General features: G+C 63.9%; 15 protein-coding genes. 9 read left to right on the top strand and 6 right to left on the bottom strand.

The annotated features are described in order from the left end of the window. Positions 1–32: 32 nt before the first annotated feature. Both CK228_RS21250 and CK228_RS21245 read right to left on the bottom strand, forming a co-directional pair. Positions 33–665, bottom strand: coding sequence for a LysE family translocator (locus CK228_RS21250; protein ID WP_095789111.1), 633 nt, complete (start codon positions 663–665; stop codon positions 33–35). Positions 666–744: 79 nt separating this feature from the next. Next, positions 745–1,176, bottom strand: a complete 432-nt coding sequence (locus CK228_RS21245; protein ID WP_143750610.1) for a hypothetical protein — start codon at positions 1,174–1,176, stop codon at positions 745–747. A gap of 96 nt (positions 1,177–1,272) precedes the next feature. Here CK228_RS21245 and rfaD point away from each other — a divergent pair, with 96 nt between their 5' ends. Genes rfaD through waaC form a run of 3 tightly spaced genes read left to right on the top strand, consistent with a single transcriptional unit; the run spans position 1,273 to position 4,174 of the window. Then, complete coding sequence (gene rfaD / locus CK228_RS21240; protein ID WP_095789109.1) at positions 1,273–2,223, top strand: ADP-glyceromanno-heptose 6-epimerase; 951 nt, start codon at positions 1,273–1,275, stop codon at positions 2,221–2,223. Next, the gene (waaF, locus tag CK228_RS21235; protein WP_095789108.1) at positions 2,196–3,203 is read left to right on the top strand and encodes a lipopolysaccharide heptosyltransferase II; all 1,008 of its coding nucleotides are present in this window, start codon (positions 2,196–2,198) and stop codon (positions 3,201–3,203) included. The genes rfaD and waaF overlap by 28 nt, the downstream gene beginning before the upstream one ends. Further along, positions 3,200–4,174, top strand: a complete 975-nt coding sequence (waaC, locus tag CK228_RS21230; protein WP_095789107.1) for a lipopolysaccharide heptosyltransferase I — start codon at positions 3,200–3,202, stop codon at positions 4,172–4,174. The genes waaF and waaC overlap by 4 nt, the downstream gene beginning before the upstream one ends. Positions 4,175–4,205: 31 nt before the next feature. Here the strand turns inward: waaC and greA are convergent, their stop codons facing one another. Both greA and CK228_RS21220 read right to left on the bottom strand, forming a co-directional pair. Further along, complete coding sequence (greA, locus tag CK228_RS21225) at positions 4,206–4,679, bottom strand: transcription elongation factor GreA (RefSeq protein ID WP_008877613.1); 474 nt, start codon at positions 4,677–4,679, stop codon at positions 4,206–4,208. A 271-nt stretch (positions 4,680–4,950) separates the two neighbouring features. Continuing rightward, positions 4,951–5,487 carry a tetratricopeptide repeat protein gene (locus tag CK228_RS21220; RefSeq protein ID WP_095789106.1) on the bottom strand — a complete coding sequence of 179 codons (537 nt, stop codon included), beginning with the start codon at positions 5,485–5,487 and terminating at the stop codon, positions 4,951–4,953. Positions 5,488–5,628: 141 nt separating this feature from the next. Here CK228_RS21220 and CK228_RS21215 point away from each other — a divergent pair, with 141 nt between their 5' ends. From CK228_RS21215 to CK228_RS21205, 3 genes are all read left to right on the top strand, one after another. Then, entirely contained in the window at positions 5,629–6,054 is a 426-nt protein-coding gene (locus tag CK228_RS21215) for a DUF3775 domain-containing protein (RefSeq protein ID WP_095773590.1), read from the top strand. Between the two features lie 602 nt (positions 6,055–6,656). Then, positions 6,657–7,292, top strand: coding sequence for an extensin family protein (locus tag CK228_RS35820; protein ID WP_245438082.1), 636 nt, complete (start codon positions 6,657–6,659; stop codon positions 7,290–7,292). Positions 7,293–7,484: 192 nt separating this feature from the next. Next, a complete protein-coding gene (locus CK228_RS21205) occupies positions 7,485–8,291 on the top strand; it encodes an extensin family protein (protein ID WP_095789104.1) in 807 nt (268 codons plus the stop codon). 16 nt (positions 8,292–8,307) lie between these two features. On the opposite strand, the gene CK228_RS21200 is transcribed toward CK228_RS21205, so the two are convergent. Then, the gene (locus CK228_RS21200) at positions 8,308–9,018 is read right to left on the bottom strand and encodes a gamma-glutamylcyclotransferase (RefSeq protein ID WP_095789103.1); all 711 of its coding nucleotides are present in this window, start codon (positions 9,016–9,018) and stop codon (positions 8,308–8,310) included. A 100-nt stretch (positions 9,019–9,118) separates the two neighbouring features. Here CK228_RS21200 and CK228_RS21195 point away from each other — a divergent pair, with 100 nt between their 5' ends. After that, positions 9,119–9,826 carry an LssY C-terminal domain-containing protein gene (locus CK228_RS21195; RefSeq protein ID WP_095789102.1) on the top strand — a complete coding sequence of 236 codons (708 nt, stop codon included), beginning with the start codon at positions 9,119–9,121 and terminating at the stop codon, positions 9,824–9,826. Positions 9,827–9,839: 13 nt separating this feature from the next. Here the strand turns inward: CK228_RS21195 and CK228_RS21190 are convergent, their stop codons facing one another. Further along, positions 9,840–10,862 (bottom strand): NAD(P)-dependent alcohol dehydrogenase, encoded by a 1,023-nt coding sequence (locus CK228_RS21190; RefSeq protein ID WP_095773585.1) that lies wholly within the window; start codon positions 10,860–10,862, stop codon positions 9,840–9,842. Positions 10,863–10,987: 125 nt separating this feature from the next. Here CK228_RS21190 and CK228_RS21185 point away from each other — a divergent pair, with 125 nt between their 5' ends. Both CK228_RS21185 and CK228_RS21180 read left to right on the top strand, forming a co-directional pair. Next, a complete protein-coding gene (locus CK228_RS21185; RefSeq protein WP_095789101.1) occupies positions 10,988–11,902 on the top strand; it encodes a LysR family transcriptional regulator in 915 nt (304 codons plus the stop codon). Positions 11,903–12,130: 228 nt separating this feature from the next. After that, a complete protein-coding gene (locus CK228_RS21180; RefSeq protein WP_095789100.1) occupies positions 12,131–13,441 on the top strand; it encodes a hemolysin family protein in 1,311 nt (436 codons plus the stop codon). Positions 13,442–13,446: the final 5 nt, after the last annotated feature.

Genomic DNA, 13,446 nt, shown 5'->3' with positions numbered 1-13,446 from the left:
GCAATTCGAACCGGCGCAACGGCGGCGCCGCGTCAGCTCTTCTGCAGGGCAACGTGGACGCCGAGCCCGACCAGCACGGCCCCGCCGGCCCGCTGCATCAGCCGCTGCGCCCGGCTCGATCGCCGCAGCCGGCCGATGACGAGACCGGCCAGGAACACGCAGACGATGTCTGCCGAGGAGAACATCAGGTTGACGATGGTGCCCAGCACCACGAATTGCAGCCACACCGGGAGGGCCGCCGAGGCATCGATGAACTGCGGCAGGAACGCCATGAAGAAGATCGCGGTTTTCGGATTGAGCACCTCGACGGTGATGCTCTCGAAAAAGGCGCGGCGGGCCGATTTCCGCTCGATGGCGGGCAGCGCCACGTCGCCCTCAACGCGTTTGCGAAATAGCGAGACGCCGAGCCAGATCAGGTAGAGCGCGCCGATCAGCTTGACCGCCATGTAGATCGGCGGCACGGCATGGAACAGCACCGACAGGCCGGCGGCGGCGGCAAAGACATGCACATAGCCGCCGAGATGGATGCCAAGTGCCGCCGTCAGTCCCGACCAGCGCCCGCGCGCCATCGTCTGCGCCGCCGCATAAAGCATGGCCGGACCGGGGATATAGGCGAAGATCGCCGTGGTGGCGAAGAACGCAATGAGCATTTCGGTCGACGGCATTTTTTGCTCCTTTAGGCAAAGCGTGGAGGACCACGCCCATTAGACGCTTAGTTTTCTATTCTTTGTGCCAGCTTGGGCCTCAGGAATCCCCCAAATTGGAAAACCCGAACACTGCCACGAGCCGTTCGAAAGTTGGCGTATCCTGCCTTTCGCCGAATGGCCGGATAAGTTGCCAGATGTCCTCGCTATAGAGGAGCAGCATTTCTTCCGTAGCTGCAACGACCTCTATATCCCCCGGAGCCACGTAGAAAGAGATGCCCTGGATACCGTCGGGAGAAAGCGCCGTGTAATGGACTCGAAATTCGCCGGTGCTAATTTGAATGCCATTCGTGGACGTCCCTTCGTAGGGCTCGGCAATTCGGCAAATGCGTCCGATAGATGACTGGCGCACCTCTTCGATCGGCTTTCCGAGGTTTTCGTTAGGCAGAGACGAAACCTTTACGTAGGACCCGACAAACACCGCAGTGCCTTGCCTATCGGTTGGCGTCGTTCCGGCAGAATCCCTTGTCATTCGTCTGTCCTTGCTGCTGTCAGTCCGGCCTGCTTTATCGACAGCCTCAACGGCCTCCCTTATAAGGACCGGAATCGCAAGCAACCAGAGGCCTTCATGATCATCGTCACGGGCGGCGCCGGCATGATCGGCTCCAACATCGTCGCCGCGCTCAATGCCGAAGGCCATGACGACATTCTCGTCGTCGACGATCTCACCGACGGCCACAAGATCGCCAATCTCGCCGATTTGAAAATAGCCGACTATCTCGACAAGGATGAATTCCTGCCGCGCATCGAGGCCGGGTCGCTCGGTCGTGTCGAGGCCGTGTTCCACCAGGGTGCCTGCTCGACCACCACCGAGTGGAACGGCAAGTTCATGATGGAGGTGAATTTTGCTTATTCGAAGCGGCTGCTGCATGCCTGCCAGGTCCTGCGCGTGCCCTTCCTCTACGCCTCCTCGGCTTCCGTCTACGGTGGCGGTTCCGAGTTTCGCGAGGAGCCGGCGCTCGAGCGGCCGCTCAACGTCTATGCCTATTCGAAAAAGCTGTTCGACGACTATGTCAGGCGCACCGTCTTCGACACCGACCATTCGCAGGTCTCGGGCCTGCGCTACTTCAACGTCTATGGTCCGCGCGAGGCGCACAAGGGCGCCATGGCCTCGGTCGCCTTCCATCTGTTCAACCAGGTCGAGCGCGGCGAGAATCCGAAACTGTTCGGCGCCTATGACGGCTTCGGCCCCGGCCAACAGAGCCGCGACTTCATCCATGTCGGCGATGTCGCCGACGTCAATCTATGGCTGTGGAAGCGCGGCTCGAGCGGCATCTTCAACTGCGGCACCGGCCGTGCCCAGCCGTTCCGCGCCATCGCCGAAACCGTCATCGATACGCTGGGCAAGGGCGAGATCGAGTTCATCCCCTTCCCCGACCACCTCAAGGGCAGCTACCAGAGCTTCACGCAAGCTGATATGTCCCGTTTGCGCGCGGCCGGTTACAACGGCCAGTTCCGGACAGTGGAAACCGGTGTCAGAGATTATGTCGAATGGCTGAAAGCCCAACGATCCTCGTGATCGGCCCACGCTGGGTGGGCGACATGGTGATGGCGCAGTGCCTGTTCTCGGCGCTGAAGGAGCTCCATCCCAATGCCGCGATCGATGTGCTGGCGCCGGCCTGGGCGGCACCGCTGGTCAAGCGCATGCCCGAGATCCGCCAGCAGATCGACTTTCCGCTGAAACCCGGCGCGCTCGAATTTACCCATCGCCGCCGCTTCGGCCGCCTGCTGCGCGGCCGCTACGACATGGCCTATGTCCTGCCGGGCAGCTGGAAATCGGCTCTGATCCCCTTCTTTGCCCGCATTCCGCGCCGTGTCGGCCATCTGCGCGAAATGCGCTACGGCCTTTTGACCGACATCGTGCCGCTGCCGGACGCCGTGAAACGGCGCACCGCGCAGACCTATTTCAGTCTCGCCAGGGGCGGCAGTTTTCGCGCGCCCCATCTGACCGTGGACGCCGGCAACCAAGCCGCCCTGCTCGACCGTTTCGGGCTGGCGCGGCAGAAATTCGTCGCCCTGATGCCTGGCGCCGAATTCGGCCCGGCCAAGCGCTGGCCGAGCGAAAGCTATGCCGGCCTTGCCCGCGAGTTCGTGGACAAGGGATTGAAGGTCGCCCTGTTCGGTTCGAAGAACGACCGCGACGTCACCGCCGAGATCGCGGGCCTTGCCCCCGGCGTCATCGACCTCGCCGGCCAGACGCGGCTGGAGGACGCCATCGACATGATCGCGGCGGCAAGGCTGGCTGTGTCCAACGACAGCGGGCTGATGCATGTCGCGGCAAGCGTCGGCACGCCGATCGTTGCCGTCTACGGCTCGACCTCGCCCGAAAACACGCCGCCGCTGGCGGAACGGCGCGAGTTGGTCTGGCTGCACCTCTCCTGCTCGCCCTGCCACCAGAAGATCTGCCCGCTCGGCCATCTCAACTGCCTGAAGACAATGGAAGTCGGCCAGGTAGCGGCGGCGGCGGAGCGGCTGCTGGAATTCCCGGCCGCGGCATGAAGGTCCTGATCGTCAAGACATCGTCGATGGGCGATGTCATCCACACCTTTCCGGCCGTCGAGGATGCCAGCCTGCACCGGCCCGACGTTTCCTTCGACTGGTGCGTCGAGGAGGCGTTTGCCGGCATTGTCGCCCTGCACCCGGCGGTTGGCAGGATCCATACGGTGGCCATCCGGCGCTGGCGCAAGGCGCTTTTCAGGGACAGCACCTGGCGCGAGGCGGCCGCGCTGCGCCGAACCTTGCGCGAATGCCGCTACGATCTGGTAATCGACGCACAGGGCCTGCTGAAATCGGCCCTGGTGGCGCGGCAGGCGCGCGCACCGATCGCCGGCTTCGACCGGTCGAGCGCACGCGAACCCTCGGCGACGCTGTTCTACGACGTCACTTACGGCGTGCCGCGCAACCTGCACGCCATCGAGCGGACGCGGCGGCTGTTCGGGCTGGCGCTTGGCTATCAGCCCGATCTGTCGACGCTCGCTTCAGGCATCGTGCCCCCACCCGGCGCTCTCGCCGGCATCACCGGAAAAACCGCCTTCCTGTTGCACGGCACCAGCCGCGAGGACAAGAAATGGCCTGTCGAGGACTGGATCGGGACCGCCCGCCTGCTGGTCGAGCGCGGCATGATGCCGGTCACCACCTGGTCGAACGAACGTGAGAAGTCCGTGGCCGAAGCCATCGCCAGGGTCGTGCCGTCCACGGTCGTGGTGCCAAAATCGCCGCTGGCCGACATCGCCGCCATCCTCGGCCGCTCCACGCTGGTCATCGGCGCCGACACCGGCCTGACCCACCTCGCCAGCGCCTTCGGCCTGCCGACGGTTGCTGTGTTTTTGGCGACGGAGCCGGGTTTGACGGGTCCGCGTGGGCAATTTGCGTCGACACTGCTGGCCGCGCCTGGTGGACGTCTGACGCCGGCGGAGGTGGTGGCGGAAGCCGGCACGCTGCTTAATCTCAAATTGCAGGCGCCGGCTTAGGGCCTTTTAAAAATAGAACTATCAAGAGGCCCTAAATAAACTGCACCTGGACGATCTCATACCCCCTGGCACCGCCGGGCGCATTGACCTCGATGGCGTCGCCAACTTCCTTGCCGATCAATGCGCGCGCGATCGGCGAGGAGATCGAGATGCGGCCGGACTTCACGTCCGCTTCCTGGTCGCCGACGATCTGATAAGTCTTCTTTTCCTCGGTGTCCTCGTCGACCAGCACGACGGTGGCGCCGAACTTGACCTTGTCGCCGCTGAGCTTGGTGACGTCGATCACCTCGGCGCGCGCGATCAGGTCCTCGAGCTCGTTGACGCGGCCCTCATTCAGGCTCTGCGCCTCCTTGGCGGCGTGGTATTCGGCATTTTCGGACAGGTCGCCATGCGAGCGCGCCTCGGAGATCGCCTCGATGATGCGCGGCCGCTCTTCCTGCTGGCGCCAACGCAGTTCTTCCTTCAATGACGCGAACCCCTCGCCTGTCATCGGGACCTTGTTCATGATGCCTGACCTTTCCTGCCGCCACCCCCGCGTTTCGGGGGAAGCCTTGTCGTTGGGTACAAAAAGAAAACGGTCCGGCAGCCTCGGGCTAACGGAACCGTTTCACCGCAATTTCCCCCAATATAGCAACCTTCGCGGGTTTTTCACGCCCAAAAATCGGTTTTGCAAAAATCATCCCCGCTTTCACCAGAGGCGGCGGCTGGTGAGGCGGGCGGCAACAAAAAACGGCCGCGATCGCTCGCGGCCCCTTTGATAAGCCTGGGGAGCCTGATCAGCTCCGCATGAAATGCTCGATCTGCTCGGACAGCATGCCGTATTCGCGCGAGCCCTTGCCGGTGCGCTTCTCGATTTCCATCAGCTGCTGCTGGGCGCCGGCGAGATCGCCGATCTGCAGATGCGCCTCGCCGAGATATTCGCGTACCAGCGTGTAATTCGGGTCGATGCGCAGCGCTTCCTCGTAATAGCCGAGACCGACCGTGACACGGCCGGAATGGCGGTGCGAATAGCCGAGATAGTTGAGGATGCGCGGATCCTGCTTGTTGGCGGCGAGGGTAAGCACCGAGATCGCCTCGTCATAGCGCCCGGCCATCGCCAGCGCATGGCCTGCATCATAGATGCTGTCGTCGTCCAGCATGCCTTCCTGAGGAGCGACACACTTTTTCTTCTTCTTGTCCCAGACCTCTCCCTTCTTGCACTGGGTGACAGTCTGGTCGCTGCCACCACTACTGCCCGCGGCGAATACCGGGACAGCGAAGAACTGCAGCGCGACAAGGGCAGTCGCGGCCTGGATCAGCATTCTTTTGTGCATCGAAGCCTCCTTGAGGGGTGAGAATGCAACACTAACGCCAAGCGTCCCGCGTTTCATCCCGGAAAAATCACGTTGAGAACATCAGGTGACGGAGGCCGGAAATCCGCTATCATCCGGGCAAACGACTGACGGAGACGGCCCGTGCAGCGGCGGCTTGAAAAGGACTGGGATCTTACGATCGGCCCCGATACCGTGCGCCTGTTCATCCTCAAGGCCAAGGCGTTGAGTGCCGCTGTCAACGAGGACTATGCCGACGGTGCCGAACACGAGATCGAGTTCGACGGCGACACGCACGACAATCATCACCATGACGGCCTTGTCGAGGAAAGTTCGGAAAACCTGACCGAAGAGGAACTGCGCGAACTGATCAACGACCTCAATGTCGATGAAGCCGCCGAACTGGTCGCGCTCGCCTGGGTCGGCCGCGGCGACTACGACGCCTCGGAATGGGTGGACGCCGTGACGGCGGCGCGCGAACGCGCCAACAAGCGCACGGCCAAGTACCTGCTTGGCATGCCGCTGCTCGCCGACTGGCTGGAGGAAGGCCTCGAAGCGATCGGCGCGTAACGCCGCGGTAACCGATTGTGATCGGCGCAAAGCGTTCGTCGAGGCAACTTCCAGCATGCCGGCGCCGTTTCGGAGCGATGGCAACGCTGAGCTTTTCCCGACTTTGCACCTTGGCGCTGCTTCTGGCGGCTGCGGTCCTGCTGGCGACACCGGCCGACGCCAGACATCGTCACAGGCATTACCAGCCACTATCCCCTCGGATGGATCAGTCGTCGACGCAGCGTCTGGACCAGCCGCGAAGGCCGAGGGTCAAGCACCGCGTGAGAGCGCGAGGCAAGCAGGCGCCACAGGAAACGCCGGAGCAGCAGACCTCGCCCGCCGAGGTTCCAGTGCCGGAGCCGCGTCCCGCGGACGCTCCAAAGGCCGACGCCGCACCGGCGCAAGAGCAAAAGACGGAAGGTCCAAAGGCCCCGGACGCCTCCAACCAGCTCAATGAGGAAAAGTCTCGTCAGGCAAAGCAGGCACATCCCGGGCCGTCAGCCCCCGAACCTTCGTCCCGAACGCCGTCAACCGAAACGGAGAGCGAGCCGGAGCCGCCAGCCGAGGTGCCGATCCCGACACAAAGACCCGACACTACGGGACCAGAGGTTGGGCCTCCTGCCATGGCCCCGCAGCCGCCGCCAAAACCGGCGGATGCCGGCGATGAGAAAATGCTTCCCGACCCGCGCTCGGCCGACCGGCCTGGCGAAAAGATGCCCGCCGAGGAAGTCGCCTGCCGCGAGCGGCTGAAGGCGCTCGGCGTCGAATTCGAGGAGCACAATGCGGAAAGCAATCCCGAAATCGGCTGCTCCATCCCCTACCCCCTGGTCCTGAAGAGCCTTGGCAAGTCGATCGCCATCGCCCCCGGCACCGAGCTCAACTGCCCGATGGCCGAAGCGGCGGCGCGCTTTGCCGCCGAAATCATCCAGCCGGCGGCGAAAGCCGAATTCGGCGCCGACCTCAAATCGATCGGCCAGGCATCGGCCTTCGTCTGCCGGCCGCGCCACGGCACCGGGAAACTGTCCGAGCACGCCTTCGGCAATGCGCTCGACATCGCCAGCTTCACCTTGTCCGACGGCAGGAAGGTCGAGGTCGGCCCAACGCCGCCGGAGAAGGATGCCACATTCCTCAACGCCGTGCGCAAGGCCGCCTGCGGTCCGTTCAAGACCGTGCTCGGACCGGGCGCCGACGCCGACCACGCGCTGCACTTCCACCTCGATCTCGAACCGCGCAGGCATGGCGGCACGTTCTGCCAGTAGGCCCTCTGGGATCGCGGCCGTATTTCCGCCGCAGGCGTGAACGCGGGCGCTGAGTTTTCCTTTACCCTTGATCGTTAAAATACCGGATATCCGGCCATGATCCCGAAAGTGGAAACCGGTTTTCGGAAAGGATCATGGCCAGGCAAAAGGTAGAACCTGATCGGGATCAGGTTCGGGGACAGGATTCCGCCAATGGCCGGCAAATTTCGCGCCGTGTTTTTCGCCACCGCGCGCCGATCGAAACCCGCGACGCTGCTGGCCGCCGGCCTTACCCTCGCGGCGGTTTCGGCCTGCAACACCGGCAGCGTGCTGTCGCTGCAGCCGGCCGTCGATGTCGGCGCGCAAACCGCGGCCGTGCCGCAATATACCGGCATGCAGCGACTTGTCCCCTCCAATCCCTACATGACCCAGGCCGCCTATCCGCGCATGGATGAGCCGATGTCGCCGGTCGAGCAGATACCGGCCAGCGAAGTCGATTGCCGCCAGCAGCTGAAGCGCCTCGATGTCGCCTATACCGACCTGGCGCCGATCCATGAAGGCCAGTGCGGCATTGACTATCCCGTAAAGGTCACGGCCATCGGCAGTGTCGAGATGAAGCCCGCGGCGACGCTGACATGCGACATGGCCGCCACCTTTGCCGCCTGGACGAAGAACGAACTCGTTCCCTCCGCTCGCTGGCGCTACTTCTCCGGCGTCAAGACCATCCACCAGGGCTCGAGCTATTCCTGCCGCAACATCGCCGGCGAAGGTGTTTTGTCCGAGCACGGCAAGGGCAATGCGCTCGACGTGATGAGCATCGAACTCAACAATGGCGACGACATCGACGTGCGCAAGCCCGGCCTGTTCGCCTTCCGCACGCGCGGCTTCCTCAACAATGTACGCGCCGATGGCTGCCAGTATTTCACCACCGTGCTGGGACCCGGCTACAATTACGACCACCGCAACCATTTCCATTTCGACATCAAGAACCGCAGGAACGGCTATCGCGCCTGCCGGTAGCAGATGATCAGGCGGCTCATGCGCCAGCGGTGGAAGCGATGATTTGCCGTGCCACCAGATCCTGGACGCGCCAGAGGTTCCGGTCGTGGATACCGCTTTCCTCCAGCTTGCTGACGGTCCGGAAGAGATACTGCGCCGACGAACCCCAATGTCCGGCAGCCCGCGCCAGCGTATCCGCGACCTGCTCCGGCGGCAGGCGTCCTGCATAGGCCTTGCCATCCGGCGCGGCGACGAAGGCCAGGGCGCGTAGCGGACCGTCCCTCGTCTGCACCTTAATCCAACGCGGCACGTTGGTTGGCGGGTTGGCATCGATCTCACGGCGCATCAACTGGCCGAGTTGCCCGAAATGATCTTCCACGGGCAGCCGGTAAACAATGCCGTTGCAACTGCCACCGCGGTCGAGAGCCAGCATCAGGGCTGGCAATTCGCGGGTCCCACGCCAGCGGGTCAGTTTCAGGCAGAATGAGCGGTGCCATCCTGGCGCCGTGGCTGGGCGCTGCTCGACAGGAACGAATTCAGGATTCCAGATCAGCGAGCCGTAGGCAAAGACCCACAGCGCCTCAGGCCGGTATTGCGACAGGAGTTGCTCGACAAGGCCGTCGAACTCCGCGTCGCTATGCTCGGCTGTCCCAGGCTCGGGGCCGGGATCCGGTTCGATGCGTTCGACCCTCGCGACAAGGTCGGCGGTCAACGCCATTGGTCCGCGGCCTGCCGGTTTCCCCTTCATTCTCGCCCCCGCGCAAAAACGATGGCCGACGATAGACCGGCTGACCATTGATTTCCAGGGACCGTCGGGCAACAGATACGGCACGAATCGAGCCTCTTTCATGAGCCAACGAAGCCTTCGGCGACGCGCGACAATCTGGCTGGCGTCCTTGCTAGGCGCCTGGGTCGTTCTCGCCTATGTTGCCGCGCCGGAATTCTGGACGTTCCGCGAGCGCGGCTTCCGCGACCAACGCTTCGAAATGGTGACGCACACGCCGCAAGGCATTCCAGGCGACCCGATCAATGTCGGCCTTGTCGGCACCGGGAGGGAGGTGGTCCACGCCTTCGCCATTGCCGGTTGGGATACAGCCGACGCGATCACTTTGAGAACGGCGATCGACATCGGCGAAAGTGTGTTGTTTTCCCGCCCCTATCCCGATGCGCCGATGAGCCGCCTGCTGTTCGAGGGCCGCGCCCAGGATCTCGCTTTCGAAAAGCCGGTCGGCGACAGCGCCGACCAGCGCCATCACGTGCGTTTCTGGCAAACCGATACGGTCGGCGACGACGGCCGTCCGCTCTGGCTGGGTGCCGCCAGCTTCGATCGCGGCGTCGGCCTCAGCCACGACACCGGTGCCATCACCCATCACATCGGTCCCGACATCGACGCCGAACGCGACTTCCTGATCGGCGACCTCAAGGCGGCCGGTCTGCTGGCATCGACCAGCGACATGGCGGGCATCGGCGCCACCAGGACTGGCCGCAATGGCGGCGGCGACCCCTATTTCACCGACGGCAAGGCAATCATCGGCGTGCTGAAGCAGCAGCAATGATCGGATGCCGAGGTCAGGTCGTGCTGATCACGATCTTGCCGAACGGCCCTTTTTCCAGATGCTGCAGGGCCTGCGGCACCTCGTCGAAGCCAAAGACCTTGTCGATGACCGGCTTGATGCCGAGCGCCTCGATCGCCTGGTTCATCCGCTCGAAGGACCGGCGATGGCCGATCGACAGACCCTGCACGACAATGCGGTTGCGCATGAAGGGCACGATCGGGAAATTGAGCTCCATCGCGCCTAGGAGACCAATGATCGACAGCCGGCCGCTGGCGGCCAGCGCGTTCAGCGATCGCCGCGCATTGTCGCCGCCGACCATTTCCAGAATATGGTTCACGCCCAACCCACAGGTCAGTTCACGCGCCGCCTCGTCCCATGCCGGCCGGGCGCGATAGTTGATCACCTGCCAGGCGCCGAGCTTTCTTGCACGCTCGAGTTTCTCGTCGCTGCTCGAGGTGACGATGGCGCGCAGGCCGAACGCCTTGGCGAACTGCAAGGCAAACAGCGACACGCCGCCAGTGCCCTGGATGAGGATGGTCTGGCCCGCCACCGGCCTTGTCGCCTCGGCCATCGCAAACCAGGCGGTCAAGGCGGCGATCGGCAGCGTCGCCGCCTCGATATCGCTGAGCGATGGCGGCGCCAGCACGGCGGCGTCTTCGCCGAAAATGACGTGGTCGGAAAGCACGCCCGGCAGCGAGAACCCCAGCGTATGCTTGTGCAGTACCGGCGGCGCGTCGCCATCCGGCCAGTCGGCGATGACCTGGCCAAGCACGCGCTGCCCGACCTGGAAGCGGCTGACCGCACTGCCGATGGCGACGATCTCGCCCACCGCATCCGATGTCGGCACGAAGGGAAAGGTAAGGTCGGGGATCAGCGTCCCGTCCACGATCAGCCTGTCCTTGTAGTTCAGCGACACGGCTTTCGTGCGCACCAGAAGCCCGTGCGGCCCGGGTTGCGGCATCTTGCCCATCACCTGGCTCAGCCTGGACAGGCCGAAACCGCTCATCTGCCAGGATCGGTTGATTTGGGTGCTCATCTTGCTCGCGCTCCGTGATTGATGGCCACGCGAGACATTTATGCTCTTCGGCTATGGAAAATAGAGCTCCAATGCGGCATATCTGACGACTGATTGAGGACCAATATTCGCCAATTGGAATCATCATGGAAACGACCGACCTGCAAGGCATCATCGCATTCGTCCAGGCCGTGGAGGCCGGCAGCTTCACCGGCGCCGGCGAGCGGCTGCATGTGACGAAGTCGGCGATCGGCAAGTCGGTCGCCCAGTTGGAGCAGCGGCTCGGCGTTCGCCTGCTCAACCGCACCACGCGCAGCCTCAGGCCGACCAGCGAAGGCGTGAGCTACTATGAGGCCTGCATCAGGGCGCTGGCCGAGATCGAGGCGGCGCAGTCGCTGCTCGCCGCCCGCCGGCAGATCCCTTCCGGCCGGCTGCGTGTCGATGTTCCGCTCGCCTTTGGTCGGCGCTGCGTCGCACCCGTCCTGTTCGAGATTTCCAGGAAATTCCCCGAACTCACGGTCGAGATCTCCTTCAACGACCGCCGCGTCGACCTGATCGAGGAAGGCATCGACCTTGCCATCCGCATGGGAGAACTGGACGACAGCCTGTCGCTGGCGGCCAGACGCATCTATGCCCAGCGTTCGGCCATCTGCGCCGCTCCCGCCTATCTCGACGAGCACGGCAGGCCGCGATCGGTCGAGGATCTCGCCCATCACAGCGTCATCGGCTACGGCCGCGACGGCGTCGTCCGCCCCCGGCTGATCAGACATGGCGACGGCCGCCAGACGACCTTCGCCCCCAAGGCGAGGCTTGTCCTCGGCCATGGCGAACCGATGCTCGACGCCGCCCTTGCCGGCTGCGGCATCGCTTTCCTGCCGACCTGGCTGGCGGCCGACAGCCTCAGGCAGGGCGACCTCGAAATGGTCCTGTCGGATTGTGCGGTGGAAAACGTCGTCGTGCACGCCGTCTGGCCAGTGACGCGCGCGCTCACGCCAAAGGTGCGGGTTGTCGTCGACGCCCTCGTCGAACATCTTTCGGCGCCGCCTTGGGACAAGGCCTGAAAGACACGCGTCATATTCTAAGATACCTAATGCATGTCACCCAAAAGTGGTCCCGGTTTTGGTATGACGACATGCATCAACACAATGCATGTCGCCCAAAAGTGGCTCCGGTTTTGGGACAACGACATGCATCAACACAAAGACTGAAAGCGGGCCGCGTGTCATCCATTTGCGCGTGACGCGCTTTCACTATTTTCGAGCGGCCCGCCGCAATGCTATTGAGCCCTCATGCTATACGTCGAAATCGCCATCGTGGTCGTCCTCATCTGCGTGAACGGCCTTCTGGCAATGTCCGAACTCGCCATCGTTTCATCGCGCCCGGCACGGCTCAAGGCAATGATCGACCGTGGCGTCAACGGCGCCGGCCGGGCGCTGGATCTTGGCTCTAATCCCGGCAAGTTCCTGTCCTCGGTGCAGATCGGCATCACGCTGGTCGGTGTGCTCTCCGGTGCCTTCTCCGGCGCTACGCTGGGCGACCGGCTGTCCGTGTTCCTGGCCTCGGCGGGCATGCGCGAAAGCGTCGCCGATCCGCTCGGCGTCGGCATCGTCGTTGCCATCATCACCTATTTCTCGCTGATCGTCGGCGAACTGGTGCCCAAGCAGATCGCGCTGCGCGACCCCGAGCGCGTTGCCGCCCGCGCGGCGCCGGCCATGACCATCCTCGCCACCATCTCGGCGCCGCTGGTGTTCCTGCTCGACATTTCCGGCCGCGCCATATTGTGGCTGCTCGGCCAGCGTGGCGAAAGCGAGGAGAAGGTCACCGACGAGGAGATCAAGATGCTGGTCGCCGAGGCCGAGCATCACGGCACCATCGAATCCGACGAGCGGCGCATGATCGCCGGCGTCATGCGGCTCGGCGACCGCGCCGTGCGCGCGGTGATGACGCCGCGCACCGAGGTCGACTGGATTAACCTGCAGTCCGACGACACGACGATCCGCAAGCTCCTCATGGAAACGCAGCATTCACGCCTGCCGGCGGGTGACGGCGGCGTCGATGTCATGGTTGGCGTCGTCCAGACCCGTGACGTGCTGGCGGCGATCCTTGCCGGCCGCACGCTCGACCCGCGCAAGCATGTGCGCGCCGCCCCCATCGTCTACGACCAGGCCGACGCGCTCGACGTGCTGCACAAGCTCAAGGAATCCGACGTGCCGATGGCGCTGGTGCATGACGAATACGGCCATTTCGAAGGCATCGTCACGCCGGCCGATATTCTCGAAGCCATCACCGGCGTGTTCCGGGCGGACCTCGATGCCGGCGACGAGGAAAACGCCGTCAAGCGCGAGGACGGCTCATGGCTGCTCGCCGGCTATATGCAGGCCGACGAGATGGCCGAGATTCTGGGCTTCGACCTGCCCGAAAACCGCGACTACGAAACCGTCGCCGGCTATGTGCTGTCGCACATGCACCATCTGCCGGCGACCGGCGAATGCGTCGACGCGCAAGGCTGGCGCTTCGAGGTGGTCGACCTCGACGGCCGCCGCATCGACAAGCTGATCGCCACCCGCCTGTCCGGCACCCACCGCGAGGCGGTGCGGTGATTGTC

Origin of the sequence: Mesorhizobium sp. WSM4312, from assembly GCF_002294875.1 — a bacterium.
GTDB lineage: Bacteria > Pseudomonadota > Alphaproteobacteria > Rhizobiales > Rhizobiaceae > Mesorhizobium.
Note: the sequence above shows the minus strand (reverse complement) of the source record. Positions and strands in the feature narration are given on the sequence as shown.

Excerpts from the sequence above, each read along its gene's own strand:
- greA (WP_008877613.1), bottom strand. The coding sequence starts at position 4,679 with ATGAACAAGGTCCCGATGACAGGCGAGGGGTTCGCGTCATTGAAGGAA.
- rfaD (WP_095789109.1), top strand. The coding sequence starts at position 1,273 with ATGATCATCGTCACGGGCGGCGCCGGCATGATCGGCTCCAACATCGTC.
- waaC (WP_095789107.1), top strand. The coding sequence starts at position 3,200 with ATGAAGGTCCTGATCGTCAAGACATCGTCGATGGGCGATGTCATCCAC.
- CK228_RS21190 (WP_095773585.1), bottom strand. The coding sequence starts at position 10,862 with ATGAGCACCCAAATCAACCGATCCTGGCAGATGAGCGGTTTCGGCCTG.
- CK228_RS35820 (WP_245438082.1), top strand. The coding sequence starts at position 6,657 with ATGGCCCCGCAGCCGCCGCCAAAACCGGCGGATGCCGGCGATGAGAAA.
- CK228_RS21250 (WP_095789111.1), bottom strand. The coding sequence starts at position 665 with ATGCCGTCGACCGAAATGCTCATTGCGTTCTTCGCCACCACGGCGATC.
- CK228_RS21195 (WP_095789102.1), top strand. The coding sequence starts at position 9,119 with ATGAGCCAACGAAGCCTTCGGCGACGCGCGACAATCTGGCTGGCGTCC.
- CK228_RS21180 (WP_095789100.1), top strand. The coding sequence starts at position 12,131 with ATGCTATACGTCGAAATCGCCATCGTGGTCGTCCTCATCTGCGTGAAC.
- CK228_RS21205 (WP_095789104.1), top strand. The coding sequence starts at position 7,485 with ATGGCCGGCAAATTTCGCGCCGTGTTTTTCGCCACCGCGCGCCGATCG.
- waaF (WP_095789108.1), top strand. The coding sequence starts at position 2,196 with ATGGCTGAAAGCCCAACGATCCTCGTGATCGGCCCACGCTGGGTGGGC.
- CK228_RS21245 (WP_143750610.1), bottom strand. The coding sequence starts at position 1,176 with ATGACAAGGGATTCTGCCGGAACGACGCCAACCGATAGGCAAGGCACT.
- CK228_RS21185 (WP_095789101.1), top strand. The coding sequence starts at position 10,988 with ATGGAAACGACCGACCTGCAAGGCATCATCGCATTCGTCCAGGCCGTG.
- CK228_RS21200 (WP_095789103.1), bottom strand. The coding sequence starts at position 9,018 with ATGAAGGGGAAACCGGCAGGCCGCGGACCAATGGCGTTGACCGCCGAC.
- CK228_RS21220 (WP_095789106.1), bottom strand. The coding sequence starts at position 5,487 with ATGCACAAAAGAATGCTGATCCAGGCCGCGACTGCCCTTGTCGCGCTG.